The sequence below is a fragment of the Pseudomonas iridis genome (assembly GCF_017980685.1).
Lineage (GTDB): Bacteria > Pseudomonadota > Gammaproteobacteria > Pseudomonadales > Pseudomonadaceae > Aquipseudomonas > Aquipseudomonas iridis.
The window spans coordinates 1-16,889 of record NZ_JACXXO010000022.1 but is presented as its reverse complement, the minus strand read 5'-3'; the positions used below and the strand labels follow the sequence as shown (position 1 = coordinate 16,889).

The window sequence follows — 16,889 nt, the reverse complement described above, 5'->3', positions numbered from 1 at the left end:
TTTGATCGAGGAGGCTCCGATGCAAAAGTGGAAAGTCACTTTCGTGGATGATCATGGTGAATCAGTCGACGAAGTCTTCGAGTGCGAGGAATGCCCGAATCACGAGCACGCCGCCAAACTCATCAAGGAACGGTTTCTGCCCGTCGCCGCCAAACTGGATCTCAACGATCTGGAAGGGCGTACGCCCGATGCGGCCGTCAAAAGCCTCAAAACCCAGAACGGTATAGAAATCATCAGCATCACTCCCGTCTGAAAATTTCCTGTCACTTCAATCACCAGGCCTTGGCAGCGGCTCTATCTTGGGGCTACTCTGCAAGCGAGATCAGCGAACGGATCGCTAAGGTCTGGTCTTGTCAGCTACATGCTTGTTTCCCGCAGCAACCACGTTGCAGTAGTGCTTTGGCCTGTCAGGCCCGGGGCGGGAATACGGAAAGTCTATCCATCTATCCGAGGGGGACGATTCATGAGCACAGCCTATCAAGAAGACATCAGCAGCAATGTTCTGCGCCGCATGAAAGAAGGCGGTTTCGATTTTTCCCGATTCCATCCCATCGAGTTCTACGCGATTTTCCCGGACGAGGAGCGGGCGCGCAGGGCAGCAGGAAAATTTCGCGGTGAATCCATCAATGCCCAGGTCAGCGCGCGCGACGACGGCGCGTGGTCTCTGGAATTAAGCAAAGTGATGTACGCAACCTATGACGATATTGGCGATTTCGAGCAGGGCTTTTCTGCCGTGGTCGAGCCATTGGGCGGCATCATCGAGGGTTGGGGCGTGAAGCAGGAGGTGCGCAGTCGCTACCGTCTGAACTGATCCCCCGCCTGAACGTAAGCAACGGCTGGCCTTTGGGTCGGCCGTTGTTGTTTTTGAAATCAAAACGTTTCAAACAGGCAAAAAAAAGCCACCGCAGAGGGTGGCTAAAGGGAAGACCGATAAGGAGAGGAAACCGGTCAGGGTTAAGGCTTTGCGGGCTGCGTTGGCAGTGCGGATCAGTGGGGCTGAAGACTTCTGCGTAGAAGTTTGTTCAGCGAATGCGCGGATTATCCGTAGCTGACGCCGAGCAGTGAAATCAACTCTGACTATGCTGGTGATAGGCGATGCAGTGCGTCGCAATGAAGCGGGGGCGATCAGGTGGGGGCAATTGCCGCACAGGAATGGTGCGGCGCCTGCGACGTGAATATCCAACCGATTGATATCAAAGCGTTTATGCCGATGGCACGGGCCTTGCGAAGGCCTGTAGGTCCGGGTGACAAGGAGTACGGCATGATCCGCACCTATTTTGATGAGATGTACGATGCCGGCGGCCAGGTTCGCCCGCATTACCGGGAATTTGCCCGTTGGCTGGCCGACACGCCTGATGAGCTGCTGGCACAACGGCGACGCGAGGCCGATCTGCTGTTCCATCGCGCCGGGATTACTTTCACGCTCTATGGGGACGAGCAGGGCACTGAGCGGCTGATTCCTTTCGACACCATTCCGCGCAGCATTCCCGCCAGCGAATGGCGGATCGTCGAGCGCGGCTGCATTCAGCGGGTCAAGGCGTTGAACATGTTCATCGCCGATCTCTATCACGAGCAGCGCATCATCAAGGCCGGGATCATTCCCGCCGAGCAGGTGCTGGCCAACGAGCAGTATCAGTTGGCGATGCAGGGGCTGGATCTGCACCGCGACATCTACTCGCATATTTCTGGCGTCGATCTGGTGCGCGATGGCGACGGCACCTATTACGTGCTCGAAGACAATTTGCGCACCCCGAGCGGCGTGAGCTACATGCTCGAAGACCGCAAAATGATGATGCGCCTGTTCCCGGAACTGTTCGCCGCCCAGCGCATTGCGCCGATCGACCATTATCCGAACCTGTTACTCGACACCCTGAAAAGCTCCAGCCCCATCGATGACCCCAGCGTGGTGGTGCTGACGCCCGGGCGCTTCAACAGTGCGTTTTTCGAGCATGCGTTTCTGGCCAGGGAAATGGGTGTTGAACTGGTGGAGGGCGCGGATCTGTTCGTGCGTGACGACAAAGTCTTCATGCGCACCACCGACGGCCCGAAAGCCGTGGACGTGATCTACCGCCGTCTCGACGATGCGTTCCTCGATCCGCTGGCGTTCAACCCGGACTCGATGCTCGGTGTGCCGGGGCTGCTGTCGTCCTATCGCTCCGGCAATGTGGTACTGGCCAATGCCATCGGCACCGGCGTGGCGGATGACAAATCGGTCTACCCGTTTGTTACCGACATGATCCGCTTCTATCTCGATGAAGAACCGATCCTGAAAAACGTGCCGACCTGGCAATGCCGCAACCCGTCTGAACTTTCCCACGTGCTGGCCAATCTTCCAGATCTGGTGGTCAAGGAAACCCAGGGCTCCGGCGGTTACGGGATGTTGGTGGGGCCGGCGTCGACGAAGGCGGAAATTGACGCCTTTCGTGAGCGGATCAAGGCCAAACCTCACGCGTATATCGCACAACCGACGCTGTCACTGTCGACCTGCCCGACTTTTGTCGAAAACGGCATTGCGCCACGTCATATCGACTTGCGCCCGTTTGTCTTGTCGGGGCGCGAAACCCGGGTCGTACCCGGTGGTTTGACCCGTGTCGCGCTGCGTGAAGGCTCTCTGGTGGTGAATTCCTCCCAGGGCGGCGGAACCAAGGACACCTGGGTGGTCGAGGATTGAAGGAAGCTTGCCATGTTAAGTAGAACTGCCTCGGATCTGTATTGGATGTCGCGTTACCTGGAGCGGGCGGAAAACCTCGCTCGGATGCTCGACATCAGTTATTCGCTGTCGCTGATGCCGCAGGACGGTCGCGGCGATGGTCTGCACGAGCTGGCGATGCCACTGTTGATCACCGGCACCCTTGACGATTATCTGGAGCGTCACGGTGCGCTGCATGCCGAACGCCTGTTGCATTTCTTCGCCCTTGATGCGGCCAATCCGGCGAGCATCTACAGCTGTCTCGGCGCGGCGCGGGCCAGTGCTCATGCGGTGCGTGGGCGCATTACTGCGGACATGTGGGAAAACATCAACGCCACGTGGCTGGAAATTCGCGGGATCGCCGAGCAGGGTCTCAGCCGTTATGGCATGAGTCGTTTCTGCGAGTGGATCAAGGAGCGTTCGCACCTGTTCCGCGGTGCGTCCTACGGCACGATCATGCGTAACGATGCGTTTCGTTTTATTCGTCTGGGCACCTTTATCGAGCGCGCAGACAACACCTTGCGGCTGCTCGATGCGCGCTACGAAATGGCCGGCGATCAGGCCGAGGCCGTCAGTGACGGCACTGCCCACGCGTATTACCAGTGGAGTGCGTTGCTGCGAGCGTTGTCATCATTCGAGGCTTACACCGAAATCTATCGTGACGCCCCGGGTGCCCGGCATGTCGCCGAGCTGCTGCTGTTGCGTGCTGACGTACCGCGTTCGCTGCGTGCCTGCACCGAGGAGATCGACCAGATTCTCGCTCAGTTGCCCGGTGCCAACGGGCGACCGGCGCAACGCCTGGCGGCAGAAATGGACGCGCGCCTGCGCTATACCGGCATCAACGAAATTCTCGAGGAAGGCCTGCACGCCTGGCTGACCGAATTCATCCCGCTGGTGCGCCAGTTGGGTAACGCCATTCACAGTTCCTACCTGGAGGCTGCATGAGACTTTCGATTAGCCACGAGACCACCTATCACTACGAGGATCAGGTGCGGGCGAGCATCCAGTACCTGCGGCTGACCCCACACGACAGCGAGCGTCAACACGTGCTGAGCTGGCAGCTCGACCTGCCGCGCCCGGTGCGCGCGCAACTCGATCCGTTCGGCAACATCCTGCATGTGCTGACCATGGACGAGCCACATGAAGCGATCATCATCGGTGCGCGTGGTCAGGTTGATATCGACGAATTGCGCGAGGCCGAACACGAGAGCCAGTCGGCGCTACCGTTTCTGCGCTTTACCCGGTTGACCGAGGCTGACGAGGCACTGCGCGGGTTTGCGGAAAAATCCTGCAAGCAACGCCGCGACCGCACGGCACTCATCGATCTGATGCACGGTCTGAATCAGCACATGACCTATACGCCCGGTTCTACCGCGGTCGACACCAGTGCCATGCAAGCCTTCGCCGGACGGGCGGGCGTCTGCCAGGATCACACCCATGCGTTTCTGGCGTGCGCACGCAGTCTCGGGATTCCCTCGCGGTATGTCTCGGGGTATCTGTACAGCGAGGATTGCGAACACCTGGCCAGCCATGCCTGGGCCGAAGCGTGGCTGGATGATGCCTGGTACAGTTTTGACGTAACCAATGAGCTGGCGCGACCGGAGCGACACCTGAAGCTGGCGGTGGGTCTGGATTATCTGGATGCCTGCCCGGTGCGCGGGATGCGCCGGGGCGGCGGGTGCGAGCAGATGCATGCGAAGGTGTTCGTATCGCCGACCCCAGTGATCTCTGTCCAGCAGCAGTAGATTCGGGATACCGCTATCGCTGGCAAGCCAGCTCCCACAGGTTATGCGCTGACTTTGAGTCAGTGGTGATCCTGTGGGAGCTGGCTTGCCAGCGATAGCGGTCGGTGATAACCACCCAAGGCTCAAGGTATCAAGGCTTAACCTTGCGCCCCACCATGTGTTTCAGATACCCCACTAACATCTGCAAATCCTCCTCTGGCAGCACCTGTGCCGAAAACCCTGGCATCTTCGCCTGAGGCCATTGGCGCAAACTCTGCGGATCACGGATGTATCGCTTTAGGAAGTCCGCACCGAAATACTCGGTCGGGTTGTACGGAATATTCAGATCCGGCCCAAACTGCGCATCCCCCGCACCGTTAAGGCGATGGCAGGCCAGGCAGTTCTTCTGAAACAGCGCGAACCCCTGATTCACGGGGTCATCTGCTTTCAGCGCAGGGTCCGGCAACAGGGCCGGGAAGCGCTCAGCCACGGGCGCCATGCGCTTGATGCTGGCGACCTCGAACGGCCATTGCTCAGGGCTGATGTTGCCGGCCTGTGGATCAGTCCACACCAGATAGAACGGCCCGGCGCTGTGCTTGCCCGCCGACAATGGCGGCCACGGATGCGCGGGGTCTTCAATCGCCAGCCAGGCACGCGAGCCTTGGGTGTTGAGCAGCGGCGCTGCTGCCAACTCGGCGGCAAAGCCATCCAGCGCTACCGCTTGCAGATGATCCTCAGGTTTGATTCCGCTCAGCAACGCCGCCACGGGCACGGCGCGATACGTCATATCCTTCTTGTAGGACACATCGTTTTTTACCGTGAGGGTTTGTACCTGAGGATGCTTGAGTAGCTCCTCGGTCTGCCAGATGCGGCTGTTTGCGCCCAGCTGTAAATCCAGCTGTGCGGCTGACAAGGGCATGCTTAGCAGCAAGGCCCCAAACACAATGAGCGCTTTCAAATAATCGCCGTCCATGCCGTGCAAATGTGCACAGATTGGCACAGCCACGCTGGCCCGGGTAGCGGGCCAGGTACATCTTCCAGTGGCGATAACCAGCAACTGTTTCTTGATTCAGCCGATCACCTTGGTCAGGTTCGGCAAAATCAGCAACAGTGTCGTGGCGAAAAGAATGAGCCCTGCTTGACGAACTTTCGGTTGTTTGAACATGGCTTGACCGCCTTTTTGTTATTTCCTGAGGCCTGCCTGCATATCCATGACGGCAAGCGATGCACTTCCTGTTAAAGAACGCCTGCCTCGGCAAAACCCGACGACCACGACGTACATGTTCTACCTTAGGGCCCGCGTCACGCTTGGCTTAGATCCATTTAATATGGGGCTGCAGCTGTCAGCGATTAAAAAGGTATGAGGCGTATTGCCAGCTCCGTCGCCGCCCGCTTGCTAGACAACTCGCCGACCTGAACCGGTTCACCCGATGCCTGATGACCGTCCGTCTGAGCGTGTGCGTCAACACCATTGAGCGCTGTGGTCATTGAATCCTTGAGCGTGCAGGCCAAGAGTGGGAGCACAAGAATTCACTCACCGCACAGGTTCGAGGACGTCATGACCCAAGCTTTGATTTTCGATGCATTACGCACGCCGCGCGGCAGAGGCAAGGCTGATGGCGCCCTGCACAGCGTCAAACCGGTCACTCTGGTGGCCGGCCTGCTTACCGCGTTGCAACAGCGCACGGCGCTGGACACCAGCCAGGTCGATGACGTGGTGCTGGGCTGCGTCACGCCGATTGGCGATCAAGGCTCGGACATCGCCAAAACCGCCGTGCAAGTGGCCGATTGGGACGTCAGCGTGGCGGGCGTGCAGATCAACCGTTTCTGCGCCTCGGGTCTGGAAGCGGTGAACCTCGGCGCGATGAAAGTGCGTTCGGGATTTGAAGACCTGGTGGTGGTCGGCGGCGTCGAGTCGATGTCACGCGTGCCGATGGGCAGCGACGGCGGCGCCTGGGCGCTGGATCCGCAAACCAACCTGCAGGGTCACTTCACCCCGCAAGGTATCGGTGCCGACCTCATCGCCACCCTTGAAGGCTTCAGCCGTCAGGATGTCGATGCCTACGCGCTGCACTCGCAACAGAAAGCGGCACGGGCACGGGCCGATGGCTCGTTCAACAAGTCACTGGTGCCGGTGCAGGATCAGAACGGCATCATCCTCCTCGATCACGACGAATTCATTCGTGCCGAGTCGACCCTGGAAGGTTTGGCCAAGCTCAAGCCGAGTTTCGAAATGATGGGGCAGATGGGTTTCGACGCGACGGCGCTGCGGGTTTACAGCCATGTCGAACGGATCAATCACGTACATACACCTGGCAACAGTTCCGGGATCGTCGATGGCGCGGCGCTGATGCTGATCGGTTCCGAAGCCAAGGGGCGGGCGCTGGGCTTGCAGCCACGGGCGCGGATTGTTGCCACGGCGGTGACCAGCACCGATCCAACCATCATGCTCACGGGCCCCGCGCCGGCCACCCGCAAGGCACTGGCCAAGGCCGGCCTGCGCGTGGAAGACATCGACCTGTTCGAGGTCAACGAAGCGTTTGCTTCGGTGGTGTTGAAGTTCATCAAGGACATGGCTGTCGATCCGGACAAGGTCAACGTCAACGGCGGCTCCATCGCGATGGGCCATCCGCTCGGCGCCACCGGGTGCGCGATCCTCGGCACCTTGCTCGATGAACTGGAAACCCGGCGCCTGCGCTATGGCCTGGCGACGCTGTGCGTCGGCGGCGGCATGGGCATTGCCACCATCATCGAACGCCTCTGAACCCCGAATTCAAGGAACCTTGTTATGAGCGAAGCCATTCGTTACGAAAAAGGTCAGGACGGCATTATCGTCCTCACCATCGACATGCCGGGCCAGAGCGCCAACACCATGAACGCCGTGTACCGCGAGGCAATGGCCGCCTGCGTCGCCCGGCTTGTGGCTGAAAAAGAAAGCATTGCCGGGGTCATCATCACGTCAGCGAAGAAAACCTTCTTCGCCGGCGGCGACCTTAATGAGTTGATCAAGGTTGGCAAGCCTGAAGCCAAAGCCTTCTACGACATGGTGCTGACCCTCAAAGGGCAATTGCGCACGCTGGAAACCCTCGGTAAGCCGGTGGTCGCGGCCATCAACGGCGCGGCGCTCGGCGGCGGATGGGAAATCTGTCTGGCGTGTCATCATCGGGTGGCACTGGACGATGCGTCGGTGCAACTTGGTCTGCCGGAGGTGACCCTCGGCTTGTTGCCGGGTGGCGGCGGGGTGGTGCGCATGGTGCGCATGCTCGGCATCGAGAAGGCGCTGCCGTATTTGCTCGAAGGCAAAAAGGTCCGCCCCCAACAGGCTTTGCAGGCCGGATTGATCGATGAGTTGGCGGCCGATCGCGATGAGCTGCTGGCCAAGGCGCGTGCCTGGATCGTTGCCAATCCGACGGCGGTACAACGTTGGGATGTGAAGGGATATCAGATTTCTGGTGGCACGCCCTCAAATCCGAAAGTCGCGCAGATGTTGGCGATTGCGCCGTCGATCCTGCGCACCAAGACCCAAGGCACGTTGCCGGCGCCGGAGAAAATTCTCTGCGCGGCAGTGGAAGGCGCGCAGGTGGATTTCGACACGGCGCACTTGATTGAAACCCGCTACTTCACAGAATTGACCACCGGCCAGATCTCGAAAAACCTGATCGGCACGTTCTGGTTTCAGCTCAACGAAATCAATGCCGGTGGCTCGCGGCCGCAGGGCTTTGCGCCATTCGTTACGCGTAAGGTCGGTGTGCTCGGCGCCGGGATGATGGGCGCGGGGATCGCTTTTGTCAGCGCCTCGGCGGGTATCGAAGTGGTGCTCAAGGACATCAATCTGGCTGCTGCCGAAAAGGGTAAAGCGCATTCGGCGGCGTTGCTGGACAAGAAAGTCGCTCGTGGTCAGATGGATGCCGCGCAGCGTGAGGCAGTGCTGGCGCGGATTCATACCAGCGAAAACGATGCTGACCTGTCCGGTTGCGATTTGATCATCGAGGCGGTTTTTGAAGATCGCGAACTCAAGGCGAGGGTCTCTTCGGCGGCGCAGAAAGTGGTCGGCGCCGATGCTGTGATTGCCTCCAACACTTCGACCTTGCCGATCACGGGGCTGGCGACGGTGGTACCGGATCAAAGCAAATTCATCGGCCTGCATTTCTTCAGTCCGGTGGAAAAAATGCCGTTGGTGGAAATCATCAAAGGCGCGCAGACCAGCGACGAAACCCTCGCTCGCGGGTTTGATTTCGTCCTGCAAATCAAGAAAACGCCGATCGTGGTCAACGACAGTCGCGGCTTCTTCACCTCGCGGGTGTTCGGCACGTTCACCAATGAAGGCATCGCCATGCTCGGTGAAGGTGTGAGCGCGCCGATGATCGAGACCGAAGCGCGCAAGGCCGGGATGCCAGTCGGGCCACTGGCAATCTCCGACGAAGTTTCCCTCAGCCTGATGAGTCATATCCGCAAGCAAACCGCCAAGGACTTACAGGCAGAAGGGAAACCGCTGATTGAACACCCGGCGTTTGCCGTGATTGATTTGCTGCTCAACGAATACAAGCGCCCGGGCAAAGCCGCAGGTGGCGGATTCTACCAGTACCCGGCCGGTGGGCAGAAACATTTGTGGCCTGAATTGAAGACGCGCTTCGAGAAGGCTGACGGGCAGATTTCGCCGAAGGACGTGCGTGACAGGTTGCTGTTTGTGCAGGCCATCGAAACCGTGCGCTGTCTGGAGGAGGGCGTGTTGACCTCGACGGCGGATGCCAACGTAGGATCGATCTTCGGCATCGGTTTTGCAGCGTGGACTGGCGGTGCGTTGCAGTACATCAATCAGTACGGAGTAAAGGATTTCGTCGCCCGGGCGCAGTATCTGGCCGAGCAATATGGCGAGCGTTTCGCACCGCCTGCGCTGCTGCTGGATAAAGCGGCAAAAGGTGAGATGTTCTAAGGGCGACGAGCATTCCGGGGCTTGCCTTGCCAGGGTGTTTCAGGGCAGGCTCTGGGGTGTTCATTATTCCCATCACGTGTCAGGTATTTTTTATGTCGTTACGCATCTGCATTCTGGAAACTGACATCCTGCGTCCAGAACTGGTCGATCAATATCAGGGTTACGGGCAGATGTTCCAGCGCCTGTTCTCGCAGCAACCGATTGCCGCCGAGTTCACGGTGTACAACGTGATGCAGGGCGAATACCCGAGCGACGACCTGACGTTCGATGCGTATCTGGTCACTGGCAGCAAGGCCGATTCCTTCGGCACTGACCCGTGGATCGAAACCCTCAGGGAATACTTGCTGAATCGCTACGAGCGTGGCGACAAGCTGCTCGGCGTGTGCTTCGGCCATCAACTGCTGGCGCTGTTGCTGGGCGGCAAGAGCGAACGCGCCACGCAAGGCTGGGGTGTCGGCACCCACAACTACAAACTCGCGGCAAAGGCTCCGTGGATGAGCCCGGTGCGTGAAGAGCTGACGCTGTTGATCAGTCATCAGGATCAGGTCACCGCACTACCGGAAAACGCCACGGTGATCGCATCCAGTGATTTCTGCCCGTTTGCGGCGTACCACATTAATGACCAGGTGCTGTGCTTCCAGGGCCACCCGGAATTTATCCACGACTACTCGCGCGCGTTGCTGGATTTGCGACAGGAAGCCTTGGGTACGCAGATTTACAGCACGGGCGTGGCGAGCCTGGCGCAGGAACACCATGGTGCTACGGTCGCGGAATGGATGATGCGGTTTGTGGCGCACAAGCCTGAAACTGTCTAACAGCAGATCAAAAGATCGCAGCCTGCGGCAGCTCCTACATTGGGATCAAGTACTCCTGTAGGAGCTGCCGAAGGCTGGGATCTTCTGCTGTTACAACCACCCCGATTTCTTGAAACTCGCCCACAAACTCACACAACCCACCGTGATAAATCCCAGCACGCCAAAATAGCCGTAATGCCAGCTTAGCTCTGGCATGTTCTGGAAATTCATCCCGTAAATCCCCGCCACCGCCGTCGGAAACGCCAGAATCGCCGCCCACGCGGCAAACTTGCGCTGTACCACGCTCTGCCGTGACGCTTCCAGCAACACGCCAATCTCGATGGTCTGGCTGGCAATGTCCGCCAGTGTCGTCAGGTCTTCCATTTGCCGCGTCACATGGATCTGCACGTCGCGGAAATACGGGCGCATGTTCTTGTCGATGAACGGGAAGCTGAGTTTTTGCAGTTCCTCGCTGATCTCCACCATCGGCGCGGCATAGCGACGCAGACGCACGACATCGCGGCGCAATCCGTGAAGCTTCTGAATGTCGTGCTCGTTCAACGCACTGCACAACACGTTGCGCTCCAGCTCATCAATCTCGGCGTGGATCGCTTCGCCCACGGGCTGATAGTTTTCGATGACAAAGTCGAGCAGTGCATAAAGTACGAAATCTTCCCCATGCTCCAGCAACAGCGGACGCGCCTCACAACGTTGGCGGACATGGGCGTAGGACGCCGAGTGACCGTTGCGTGCGGTAATGATGTAGCCCTTGCCGGCGAAGATATGGGTTTCGATGAACTGCAGGATCCCGTGTTCACGAATGGGCGAGTAGGTGACGATAAACAAAGCGTCGCCGAAGGTTTCCAGCTTCGGTCGGCTATGTTTTTCCAAGGCATCTTCGATGGCCAATTCGTGCAGGTTGAATTGGCGTTGCAAATTGGACAGTTCCTGAGCGTCCGGCTCTTCCAGACCGATCCAGACAAAGTGACCGGTCTTCGCGGCCCAGGCCGCGCCTTCATCAAGGGTAATATTGGTGACTTTTTTGCCCTCGCTGTACACCGCAGCAGCAACAACTCGACCCATGGTGGTGATTCACTTCTTCTTGGCAGATGACTGGGAGACCAGGCTTGAGCTTAGCCTTGTCGCTGCTTGAGAGTCAGTGAAATCTGCACAGTTCACCCGGCAAAAGAAAACCCGCACAGGGCGGGTTTGTTTTTCAGGCAGCTTGCAGTTGGCGATCCATCGCGTCGATGCATTCGCGCATCTGCTCGCGGCACTGCTCGATGAGCATGGGCATGTCGTCCATGGTCAGCCCGGCAGTAGGAATTGCCGGCAGCGAGCGTATGAGGATTTTCCCGCTGCGCCAGCGGTTCAGGCGCATGTGCTTGACGTAGCTGCTGACACACACCGGAACGATCGGCACACCGGCAGCAATCGCCATCTGGAACGCGCCTTTCTTGAACGGCAGCAGCTCTTCACCGAGGTTGCGCGTGCCTTCTGGAAACACCCAGATCGAGGTCTTTTCGTTCTGCAACGTATTCGTGGTAGTCACCATCGACTGGCGAGCTTTTTGCGCATTGCCTCGGTCGATCAACACGTTACCCGCCAGCCAGAACAACTGCCCGAACAACGGCACCCATTTCAGGCTCTTCTTGCCGATGCACACGGTACGGCGCGGCACGACATTGCCGAACACGAACAGATCATAGTTGGACTGGTGGTTCGCGATGATCACGCAACTGTCGGGCTTGTTCATCAAGCCGCTGACGTCGGTCTTCACTCGCAGACGCAAAATGCACATCGCCGGCAGAGCGTAGAGGCGGGCGCACAGACGGCTGTTGTCCGGATTGAATGGACGGCACAGGCCGAGGATAACCCCAAGCACACCCGCGAGAATAAAGTGCAGGCCCATCAACAACATACGAAACACGAACAGCATTTTCAGGCCCCACCGGCGCAAAAGGTGGCGCAGTGTACGGATGTGCACTGTTTTCGGCAATTGCCACTATAGAGTCCGGAGATAGCCGATGTTTAAGCGCATGTTTCCAAGCCGGTTGTCAGACGCGTCCTAGAGCAGCCACGGCATGTTCAGCCCAGCGTGTAAGAAAAAGCCCGACACGACGGTCGGGCTTTTCTTCATCGCGTGAGCCGGGTTTAACCCAGATGCTCCTGATCCTGGATGATCGCGTTATCCAGGGTTTCCAGCAGCGCCTTACGCACCTTCAGTTTGGTGTTCTTGTGCGCGGTCATGTTGATCTTCTTCAATTGACGTGCGGCGGCGAGGGCGGCGCCTTGCAGTTCCTCGGCGGCAACCACCTTGTCGAGGAAACCGGCATCCACAGCACTTTGCGGATCGAACATCTCACCGTTGATCACCGAACGGTGGAACGCCGAGCGACGCAGGCGATCACGGGCCAGTTCGATACCGGCGTGGTGCATGGTCATGCCGATCTGCACTTCGTTCAGGCCAATGCTGAACGGGCCATCGACACCGATGCGGTAATCGGCAGACAACAGAATAAACGCGCCTTTGGCCACGGCGTGACCCGGGCAAGCAACGATCACCGGGAACGGGTGGGAAAGCAGACGACGAGCCAAAGTCGATCCCGCAGTGACCAGCGCCACGGCTTCTTTCGGGCCGGCGGTCATCACTTTCAGATCGTAGCCGCCGGACAAAATGCCTGGCTGACCGGTGATGATCACGATGGCACGATCAGTCACTGCCTGATCCAGCGCCGCGTTGAACGCCGCAATCACGTCCGGGGAAATGGCATTGACCTTGCCGTTGCTCAAGGTCAGGGTCGCGATACCGTCTTCGAGGTGGTAGGAAATCAACTCACTCATGACGCTATTCCTTGTAAGAAAGATGGGCAGACGTTACCCACCACCGCAGGCCAGGTAAAGCGCCGTGACTGACCCGCTGGTCACCGTTTCCCGGTGCAGCCAGCGTGGTGAGCCATTCTGCTTCTATATAGAAGGCGCGCACTCACCGGAGATTGGCCGCTTTGCCATGGTCCGCCGACGGGAAAAACCACTTTTTCTCTTAACCGCATGAAAATTCTGAAAAAAAGTTTGCCATCAGAAAAGCTTTCGACTACATTAGCGCGCCTCGACAGACAGAACATGTTTGAAGAGATACGGTGAAGTGTCCGAGTGGCTTAAGGAGCACGCCTGGAAAGTGTGTATACAGGAAACTGTATCGAGAGTTCGAATCTCTCCTTCACCGCCAAATTTAGTAAACACAAACCCCTGATTTCGAAAGAAGTCAGGGGTTTTGTGGTTTCTGGTGTCTGGAATTTGCCGACGTGGGTGATGTGGTCGGCTGAATTCTGGTTTGAGCATTACAATCGCGGTTTTATTGCCAGTAAAAGGACGACGTTCATGATCATCTCCACCACTCACGCCATCGAAGGCCGGCAGATCACCGCGTATCTGGACATTGTCAGTGCCGAGTCGGTGCAAGGCGTCAATGTGATCCGTGACATGTTCGCCGGTATGCGAGACTTTTTTGGTGGTCGGTCGCAAACGCTGGAAAGAGCATTGAAAGAAGCGCGCATTCAGGCCACCGACGAGATCAAGGAACGAGCGCGTGCCTTACAGGCAGATGCGGTGGTCGGGCTGGATTTCGAGATCAGCATGCCGGCGGGCAAGGGCGGCATGGTTGTGGTGTTCGTGACGGGCACAGCGGTGAAGTTGCGCTGAGCGGGCCGCCGCGGTGTTGAATTTTTGTAGGCCATTCGTCGGGCGTCGGCTGATCTGAATAACAAGTCCAGTAATGACCGTCTAGTCTCAAAATTCTGAGTGGTCGATACTTTTCAGGCGAGATGGTTTTGCCGGTGTCGACCTGTTACGAAGGGGAGATGGCATGACTCAACCGTATATCGAAGACGATGGCGCTGAATTTTCCTTCAACAACTGCGTACGCTGCGGACAGAGCGAGTACCAGTCGGGCTTTGGCGAAGACACGATTCAGAACGCCAAGATCAAATCCGTGGCACCAAAAGGGCCTAAGGCGAAATTCCTTCCCAAGGTGATGGCAAGGGCCAGAAAATAAGCTTTCTCGACGTAACCCCGTCATTGAACGGGGTTTTTTACGTCTGATCGCTGACCGCCGACACGTTCTACAGATGGTTTAAAAGAACTGCGTTTTTTTTCACAAACTTTTCACGTAGTCCGGATTAAGGTGAAGCCATCCGTTAGAAAGCAAGTCTCCAGCCCGTCTCCCCAGCGGGCTTTTTTTTGCCTGTCGTAAAACCTTTTTCAGAATCGCGGTCAAATCGGCGCCAAGTGCTCGCTGTGCTTTGGTTCCGTCTGGACGTTTGCCCTTTGGCGACATCCAATCCCGGCCCTTTTTGTCTTCTCTGTTTTTGAGGTTTCGTCATGCGTTTAACTCTCCCTGCTTTGGTTCTTGGCCTCTTCTTTGTTCAAGGAGCAATGGCTGCCGGCGATGGCACTGCGGCATTGGGCGGTGGACTGGGCGGCGCGCTGGGGAATGTGGTCGGTCAGAAAATGGGCGGCAGCACCGGTGCCGCGATCGGCGCGGGCGTAGCAGGCGCAGCGGGCAGTGCGGTGGCGGCACGCAAGGGCAGTCGGACCAAAGCGGCCATCGGCGGCGGTGTCGGCGCGGCCGGTGGTTCGGTGATTGGCAACAGCCTCGGCGGCCGAAATGGTGCGACTATCGGTGCGGGCTTGGGCGGTGCAGCTGGCGGTGCGGTGGGCAGCAACCTGTCCAAAGGCCACAAGCGTCACTGAGATTGATTGCCTATCAGAAAAAGCCCGACTCGATGTCGGGCTTTTCCGTTGCTGAACGTTTTTCCCGCTAACGCCTCCAATAGCTTATAAGCCCTTGTACGGGCGGACTGTCCCGCTTCGGGAACTGTGAGGTTCAAATGCGATTGTCATTATCTGCACTGTTTTTCGGATTGCTGGTTGCTCAAGGCGCGATGGCTGCTGGCGACGGCACTGCCGCCGTCGGTGGTGGCTTGGGTGGTGCGTTGGGCAACGTGGTTGGCGGACAACTTGGTGGTAGCACTGGCGCTGCGGTGGGTGCAGGTTTGGGCGGCGCGGCCGGCAGTGCGGTTGGGGCGGATAAACGCAGTCGCACGGAAGCCGCTATTGGCGGCGGCCTCGGCGCCGCCGGCGGATCAGTGGTCGGCAATAGCCTGGGCGGCTCAACCGGTTCGGCCATCGGTGCAGGCTTGGGTGGGGCGGCAGGTGGTGCTGTTGGCAACAACCTGGGTGACGATGGCGGTAAGTCTCATTCCGGTGGTGGTCATAAACACAAGAACAAGCATAAGAACAAATATCGTTGATTGATGTTTAAACAGAAACCCGGCCTTGCGCCGGGTTTTTCGTTTCTGCTCATCGGACTCGGGAACGATTGGCGGCAGGGCGTCTCGAACGTCATACACTCCCCGAAATGCCGAGGTATGCCATGACTCCCGAAACTGAAGGCAAGGAAGAAAAAGGTTCAAGCGGGCTGCCGTTCATCAACGATCCGGGGAATGAAGATCCGGGGTCGGTTATGGACGATGCGACGGTGCCGTTGAATGATTCGGATGAGGCGGATATGGAGTATGAAGAAGAGGACGAGCAATAAGTTGTCTTAGAAGTCGAGCGCGGTAGCGCGCTGATTTCATCTCCGGGGCCTGTACTTCAGGCCCCTTGATTCTGACCGGTTTGCTCGCGAAGATTAAGTTTGGTAAACAATTTTTGAGACGAACGAAGGCCATCGATGTTTTTGTTATTTCGCAGTTAAGTCAGGGTTCACGCGTATGTAAAGGTTATCTGATGGCGACATTTTTTCTATTCGGCCTGATGCGATGTATTCTTTAAACTCCTTTTCAACTATTTTTTGATTGCAGTATTTTTTGTATTTGGATGGCCTATCGCTAGCGTAAATGTAGAGGCGCCATACATCAAAGCCGTCGATTCTGTTGTTCGATCCATAGTCGAAGTCCACTGATTCTGATGGGAAATGAATGGCGCACCCTACGCCGTGCAGTTCATATTGAATTCCTTCAGTTATTTCACCGCAGCGTTCGATTTGCTTGCTCCGCCAAAGTCTTAAAATATTCCGAGTGCCAAATTTTTTTTCTAGTAACTCTGTACCAATTTCAACTTTTGAAAGAAAGTCATTTATTAGATCCTCAAGATTTTTATCATCTGTTTTCATCTTCTTCTGTGATGCTCCAATCGGTCGTGTCCGACGTTGTTCGCTGAATCAATGACTTCTTCAATCGTATTAAGCTGTCCTTTGTGTTCTCTGATGTTTGTGATCAGTTTTATAGTTATAGGCGTTGCTGTTTGTTTTGCAGCTGCTGCACGGTGATGTCCATCTAGAATATAGAAGTTGCCCTGATGTTCTGCTACGTCTATGGGATAGCTGACATCGTAGCCACCTGCTCGCATTTGATCTCTTATTTTTTCGACGTGTGTAGTTGATTTTTTTCCCATAATTGCATGCGTGCGCTTCACTGAGTGTGGGTCAACGCCATGAATCAAGCCCGGTAATTGTGGCTCACCCTCATCAACCTTAGCCCCATCAATCCCTCCCGGCATCTCACAACCCGGTTTCTTCGGCGGCGGGCAGTTAGAGCTCAACCCCAACGGATCAACCCACCCCGTCGGATTCGGCACGTACTGGTACTGATTGATCCCACCCGCCAACTTGATCGGGTCCGGCGTCAAATACCGCCCAAGCCTTGGGTCGTAATACCGATGCCGGTTGTAATGCAGCCCGCTTTCAC

At 57.4% G+C, this 16,889-nt stretch carries 19 protein-coding genes and 1 tRNA gene; 14 read left to right on the top strand and 6 right to left on the bottom strand.

Going from position 1 to position 16,889, the window contains the following annotated elements:
• The first annotated feature begins 19 nt into the window (after positions 1 to 19).
• From IEQ42_RS24750 to IEQ42_RS24730, 5 genes are all read left to right on the top strand, one after another.
• A complete protein-coding gene (locus tag IEQ42_RS24750; RefSeq protein ID WP_200610606.1) occupies positions 20 to 253 on the top strand; it encodes a hypothetical protein in 234 nt (77 codons plus the stop codon).
• A gap of 210 nt (positions 254 to 463) precedes the next feature.
• A complete protein-coding gene (locus tag IEQ42_RS24745) occupies positions 464 to 811 on the top strand; it encodes a ribonuclease E inhibitor RraB (RefSeq protein WP_042558460.1) in 348 nt (115 codons plus the stop codon).
• Between the two features lie 450 nt (positions 812 to 1,261).
• The gene (locus IEQ42_RS24740; protein ID WP_210705831.1) at positions 1,262 to 2,671 is read left to right on the top strand and encodes a circularly permuted type 2 ATP-grasp protein; all 1,410 of its coding nucleotides are present in this window, start codon (positions 1,262 to 1,264) and stop codon (positions 2,669 to 2,671) included.
• A gap of 12 nt (positions 2,672 to 2,683) precedes the next feature.
• Positions 2,684 to 3,634: an alpha-E domain-containing protein gene (locus IEQ42_RS24735; protein WP_007914063.1), complete on the top strand. Its 951-nt coding sequence runs from the start codon at positions 2,684 to 2,686 to the stop codon at positions 3,632 to 3,634.
• On the top strand, positions 3,631 to 4,434 hold the full coding sequence (locus tag IEQ42_RS24730) for a transglutaminase family protein (RefSeq protein WP_042558462.1): 804 nt from the start codon (positions 3,631 to 3,633) through the stop codon (positions 4,432 to 4,434). Before IEQ42_RS24735 ends, IEQ42_RS24730 begins: the two co-directional genes overlap by 4 nt.
• A 130-nt stretch (positions 4,435 to 4,564) precedes the next feature.
• On the opposite strand, the gene IEQ42_RS24725 is transcribed toward IEQ42_RS24730, so the two are convergent.
• The gene (locus IEQ42_RS24725; RefSeq protein ID WP_210705888.1) at positions 4,565 to 5,386 is read right to left on the bottom strand and encodes a c-type cytochrome; all 822 of its coding nucleotides are present in this window, start codon (positions 5,384 to 5,386) and stop codon (positions 4,565 to 4,567) included.
• 585 nt (positions 5,387 to 5,971) lie between these two features.
• Here IEQ42_RS24725 and IEQ42_RS24720 point away from each other — a divergent pair.
• From IEQ42_RS24720 to IEQ42_RS24710, 3 genes are all read left to right on the top strand, one after another.
• Positions 5,972 to 7,177, top strand: coding sequence for an acetyl-CoA C-acetyltransferase (locus IEQ42_RS24720; protein WP_210705829.1), 1,206 nt, complete (start codon positions 5,972 to 5,974; stop codon positions 7,175 to 7,177).
• A gap of 24 nt (positions 7,178 to 7,201) precedes the next feature.
• The gene (locus IEQ42_RS24715) at positions 7,202 to 9,346 is read left to right on the top strand and encodes a 3-hydroxyacyl-CoA dehydrogenase NAD-binding domain-containing protein (protein WP_210705827.1); all 2,145 of its coding nucleotides are present in this window, start codon (positions 7,202 to 7,204) and stop codon (positions 9,344 to 9,346) included.
• Positions 9,347 to 9,438: 92 nt separating this feature from the next.
• Positions 9,439 to 10,161 (top strand): amidotransferase, encoded by a 723-nt coding sequence (locus IEQ42_RS24710; RefSeq protein ID WP_210705826.1) that lies wholly within the window; start codon positions 9,439 to 9,441, stop codon positions 10,159 to 10,161.
• A 90-nt stretch (positions 10,162 to 10,251) separates the two neighbouring features.
• On the opposite strand, the gene IEQ42_RS24705 is transcribed toward IEQ42_RS24710, so the two are convergent.
• From IEQ42_RS24705 to IEQ42_RS24695, 3 genes are all read right to left on the bottom strand, one after another.
• Positions 10,252 to 11,223, bottom strand: a complete 972-nt coding sequence (locus tag IEQ42_RS24705; protein WP_042558467.1) for a magnesium and cobalt transport protein CorA — start codon at positions 11,221 to 11,223, stop codon at positions 10,252 to 10,254.
• A 133-nt stretch (positions 11,224 to 11,356) separates the two neighbouring features.
• Entirely contained in the window at positions 11,357 to 12,079 is a 723-nt protein-coding gene (locus tag IEQ42_RS24700; RefSeq protein WP_047300380.1) for a lysophospholipid acyltransferase family protein, read from the bottom strand.
• A gap of 215 nt (positions 12,080 to 12,294) precedes the next feature.
• On the bottom strand, positions 12,295 to 12,984 hold the full coding sequence (locus tag IEQ42_RS24695) for a crotonase/enoyl-CoA hydratase family protein (RefSeq protein WP_150595638.1): 690 nt from the start codon (positions 12,982 to 12,984) through the stop codon (positions 12,295 to 12,297).
• A 295-nt stretch (positions 12,985 to 13,279) separates the two neighbouring features.
• Here IEQ42_RS24695 and IEQ42_RS24690 point away from each other — a divergent pair.
• From IEQ42_RS24690 to IEQ42_RS24665, 6 genes are all read left to right on the top strand, one after another.
• A tRNA-Ser gene (locus IEQ42_RS24690) sits at positions 13,280 to 13,369 on the top strand.
• A gap of 152 nt (positions 13,370 to 13,521) precedes the next feature.
• Positions 13,522 to 13,842: a YbjQ family protein gene (locus tag IEQ42_RS24685; RefSeq protein ID WP_047300625.1), complete on the top strand. Its 321-nt coding sequence runs from the start codon at positions 13,522 to 13,524 to the stop codon at positions 13,840 to 13,842.
• A 163-nt stretch (positions 13,843 to 14,005) separates the two neighbouring features.
• Positions 14,006 to 14,194, top strand: coding sequence for a hypothetical protein (locus IEQ42_RS24680; protein WP_210705824.1), 189 nt, complete (start codon positions 14,006 to 14,008; stop codon positions 14,192 to 14,194).
• Between the two features lie 326 nt (positions 14,195 to 14,520).
• Positions 14,521 to 14,892, top strand: coding sequence for a glycine zipper domain-containing protein (locus IEQ42_RS24675; protein ID WP_042558471.1), 372 nt, complete (start codon positions 14,521 to 14,523; stop codon positions 14,890 to 14,892).
• Between the two features lie 137 nt (positions 14,893 to 15,029).
• Positions 15,030 to 15,452 carry a YMGG-like glycine zipper-containing protein gene (locus IEQ42_RS24670; protein WP_210705822.1) on the top strand — a complete coding sequence of 141 codons (423 nt, stop codon included), beginning with the start codon at positions 15,030 to 15,032 and terminating at the stop codon, positions 15,450 to 15,452.
• 122 nt (positions 15,453 to 15,574) lie between these two features.
• Complete coding sequence (locus tag IEQ42_RS24665) at positions 15,575 to 15,739, top strand: hypothetical protein (RefSeq protein WP_200610595.1); 165 nt, start codon at positions 15,575 to 15,577, stop codon at positions 15,737 to 15,739.
• Between the two features lie 144 nt (positions 15,740 to 15,883).
• On the opposite strand, the gene IEQ42_RS24660 is transcribed toward IEQ42_RS24665, so the two are convergent.
• Together IEQ42_RS24660 and IEQ42_RS24655 are read right to left on the bottom strand one after the other, a co-directional pair.
• Positions 15,884 to 16,315, bottom strand: a complete 432-nt coding sequence (locus tag IEQ42_RS24660; protein ID WP_210705819.1) for a DUF6896 domain-containing protein — start codon at positions 16,313 to 16,315, stop codon at positions 15,884 to 15,886.
• A partial coding sequence (locus tag IEQ42_RS24655) for an RHS repeat-associated core and ParB domain-containing protein (RefSeq protein WP_210705818.1) occupies positions 16,312 to 16,889 on the bottom strand: 578 nt, incomplete at its 5' end. The genes IEQ42_RS24660 and IEQ42_RS24655, both read right to left, overlap by 4 nt.

Bases quoted from the DNA above. Each gene is read 5' to 3' on its own strand.
- IEQ42_RS24750 (WP_200610606.1), top strand. From the start codon at position 20: ATGCAAAAGTGGAAAGTCACTTTCGTGGATGATCATGGTGAATCAGTC.
- IEQ42_RS24745 (WP_042558460.1), top strand. From the start codon at position 464: ATGAGCACAGCCTATCAAGAAGACATCAGCAGCAATGTTCTGCGCCGC.
- IEQ42_RS24740 (WP_210705831.1), top strand. From the start codon at position 1,262: ATGATCCGCACCTATTTTGATGAGATGTACGATGCCGGCGGCCAGGTT.
- IEQ42_RS24735 (WP_007914063.1), top strand. From the start codon at position 2,684: ATGTTAAGTAGAACTGCCTCGGATCTGTATTGGATGTCGCGTTACCTG.
- IEQ42_RS24730 (WP_042558462.1), top strand. From the start codon at position 3,631: ATGAGACTTTCGATTAGCCACGAGACCACCTATCACTACGAGGATCAG.
- IEQ42_RS24725 (WP_210705888.1), bottom strand. From the start codon at position 5,386: ATGGACGGCGATTATTTGAAAGCGCTCATTGTGTTTGGGGCCTTGCTG.
- IEQ42_RS24720 (WP_210705829.1), top strand. From the start codon at position 5,972: ATGACCCAAGCTTTGATTTTCGATGCATTACGCACGCCGCGCGGCAGA.
- IEQ42_RS24715 (WP_210705827.1), top strand. From the start codon at position 7,202: ATGAGCGAAGCCATTCGTTACGAAAAAGGTCAGGACGGCATTATCGTC.
- IEQ42_RS24710 (WP_210705826.1), top strand. From the start codon at position 9,439: ATGTCGTTACGCATCTGCATTCTGGAAACTGACATCCTGCGTCCAGAA.
- IEQ42_RS24705 (WP_042558467.1), bottom strand. From the start codon at position 11,223: ATGGGTCGAGTTGTTGCTGCTGCGGTGTACAGCGAGGGCAAAAAAGTC.
- IEQ42_RS24700 (WP_047300380.1), bottom strand. From the start codon at position 12,079: ATGCTGTTCGTGTTTCGTATGTTGTTGATGGGCCTGCACTTTATTCTC.
- IEQ42_RS24695 (WP_150595638.1), bottom strand. From the start codon at position 12,984: ATGAGTGAGTTGATTTCCTACCACCTCGAAGACGGTATCGCGACCCTG.
- IEQ42_RS24685 (WP_047300625.1), top strand. From the start codon at position 13,522: ATGATCATCTCCACCACTCACGCCATCGAAGGCCGGCAGATCACCGCG.
- IEQ42_RS24680 (WP_210705824.1), top strand. From the start codon at position 14,006: ATGACTCAACCGTATATCGAAGACGATGGCGCTGAATTTTCCTTCAAC.
- IEQ42_RS24675 (WP_042558471.1), top strand. From the start codon at position 14,521: ATGCGTTTAACTCTCCCTGCTTTGGTTCTTGGCCTCTTCTTTGTTCAA.
- IEQ42_RS24670 (WP_210705822.1), top strand. From the start codon at position 15,030: ATGCGATTGTCATTATCTGCACTGTTTTTCGGATTGCTGGTTGCTCAA.
- IEQ42_RS24665 (WP_200610595.1), top strand. From the start codon at position 15,575: ATGACTCCCGAAACTGAAGGCAAGGAAGAAAAAGGTTCAAGCGGGCTG.
- IEQ42_RS24660 (WP_210705819.1), bottom strand. From the start codon at position 16,315: ATGAAAACAGATGATAAAAATCTTGAGGATCTAATAAATGACTTTCTT.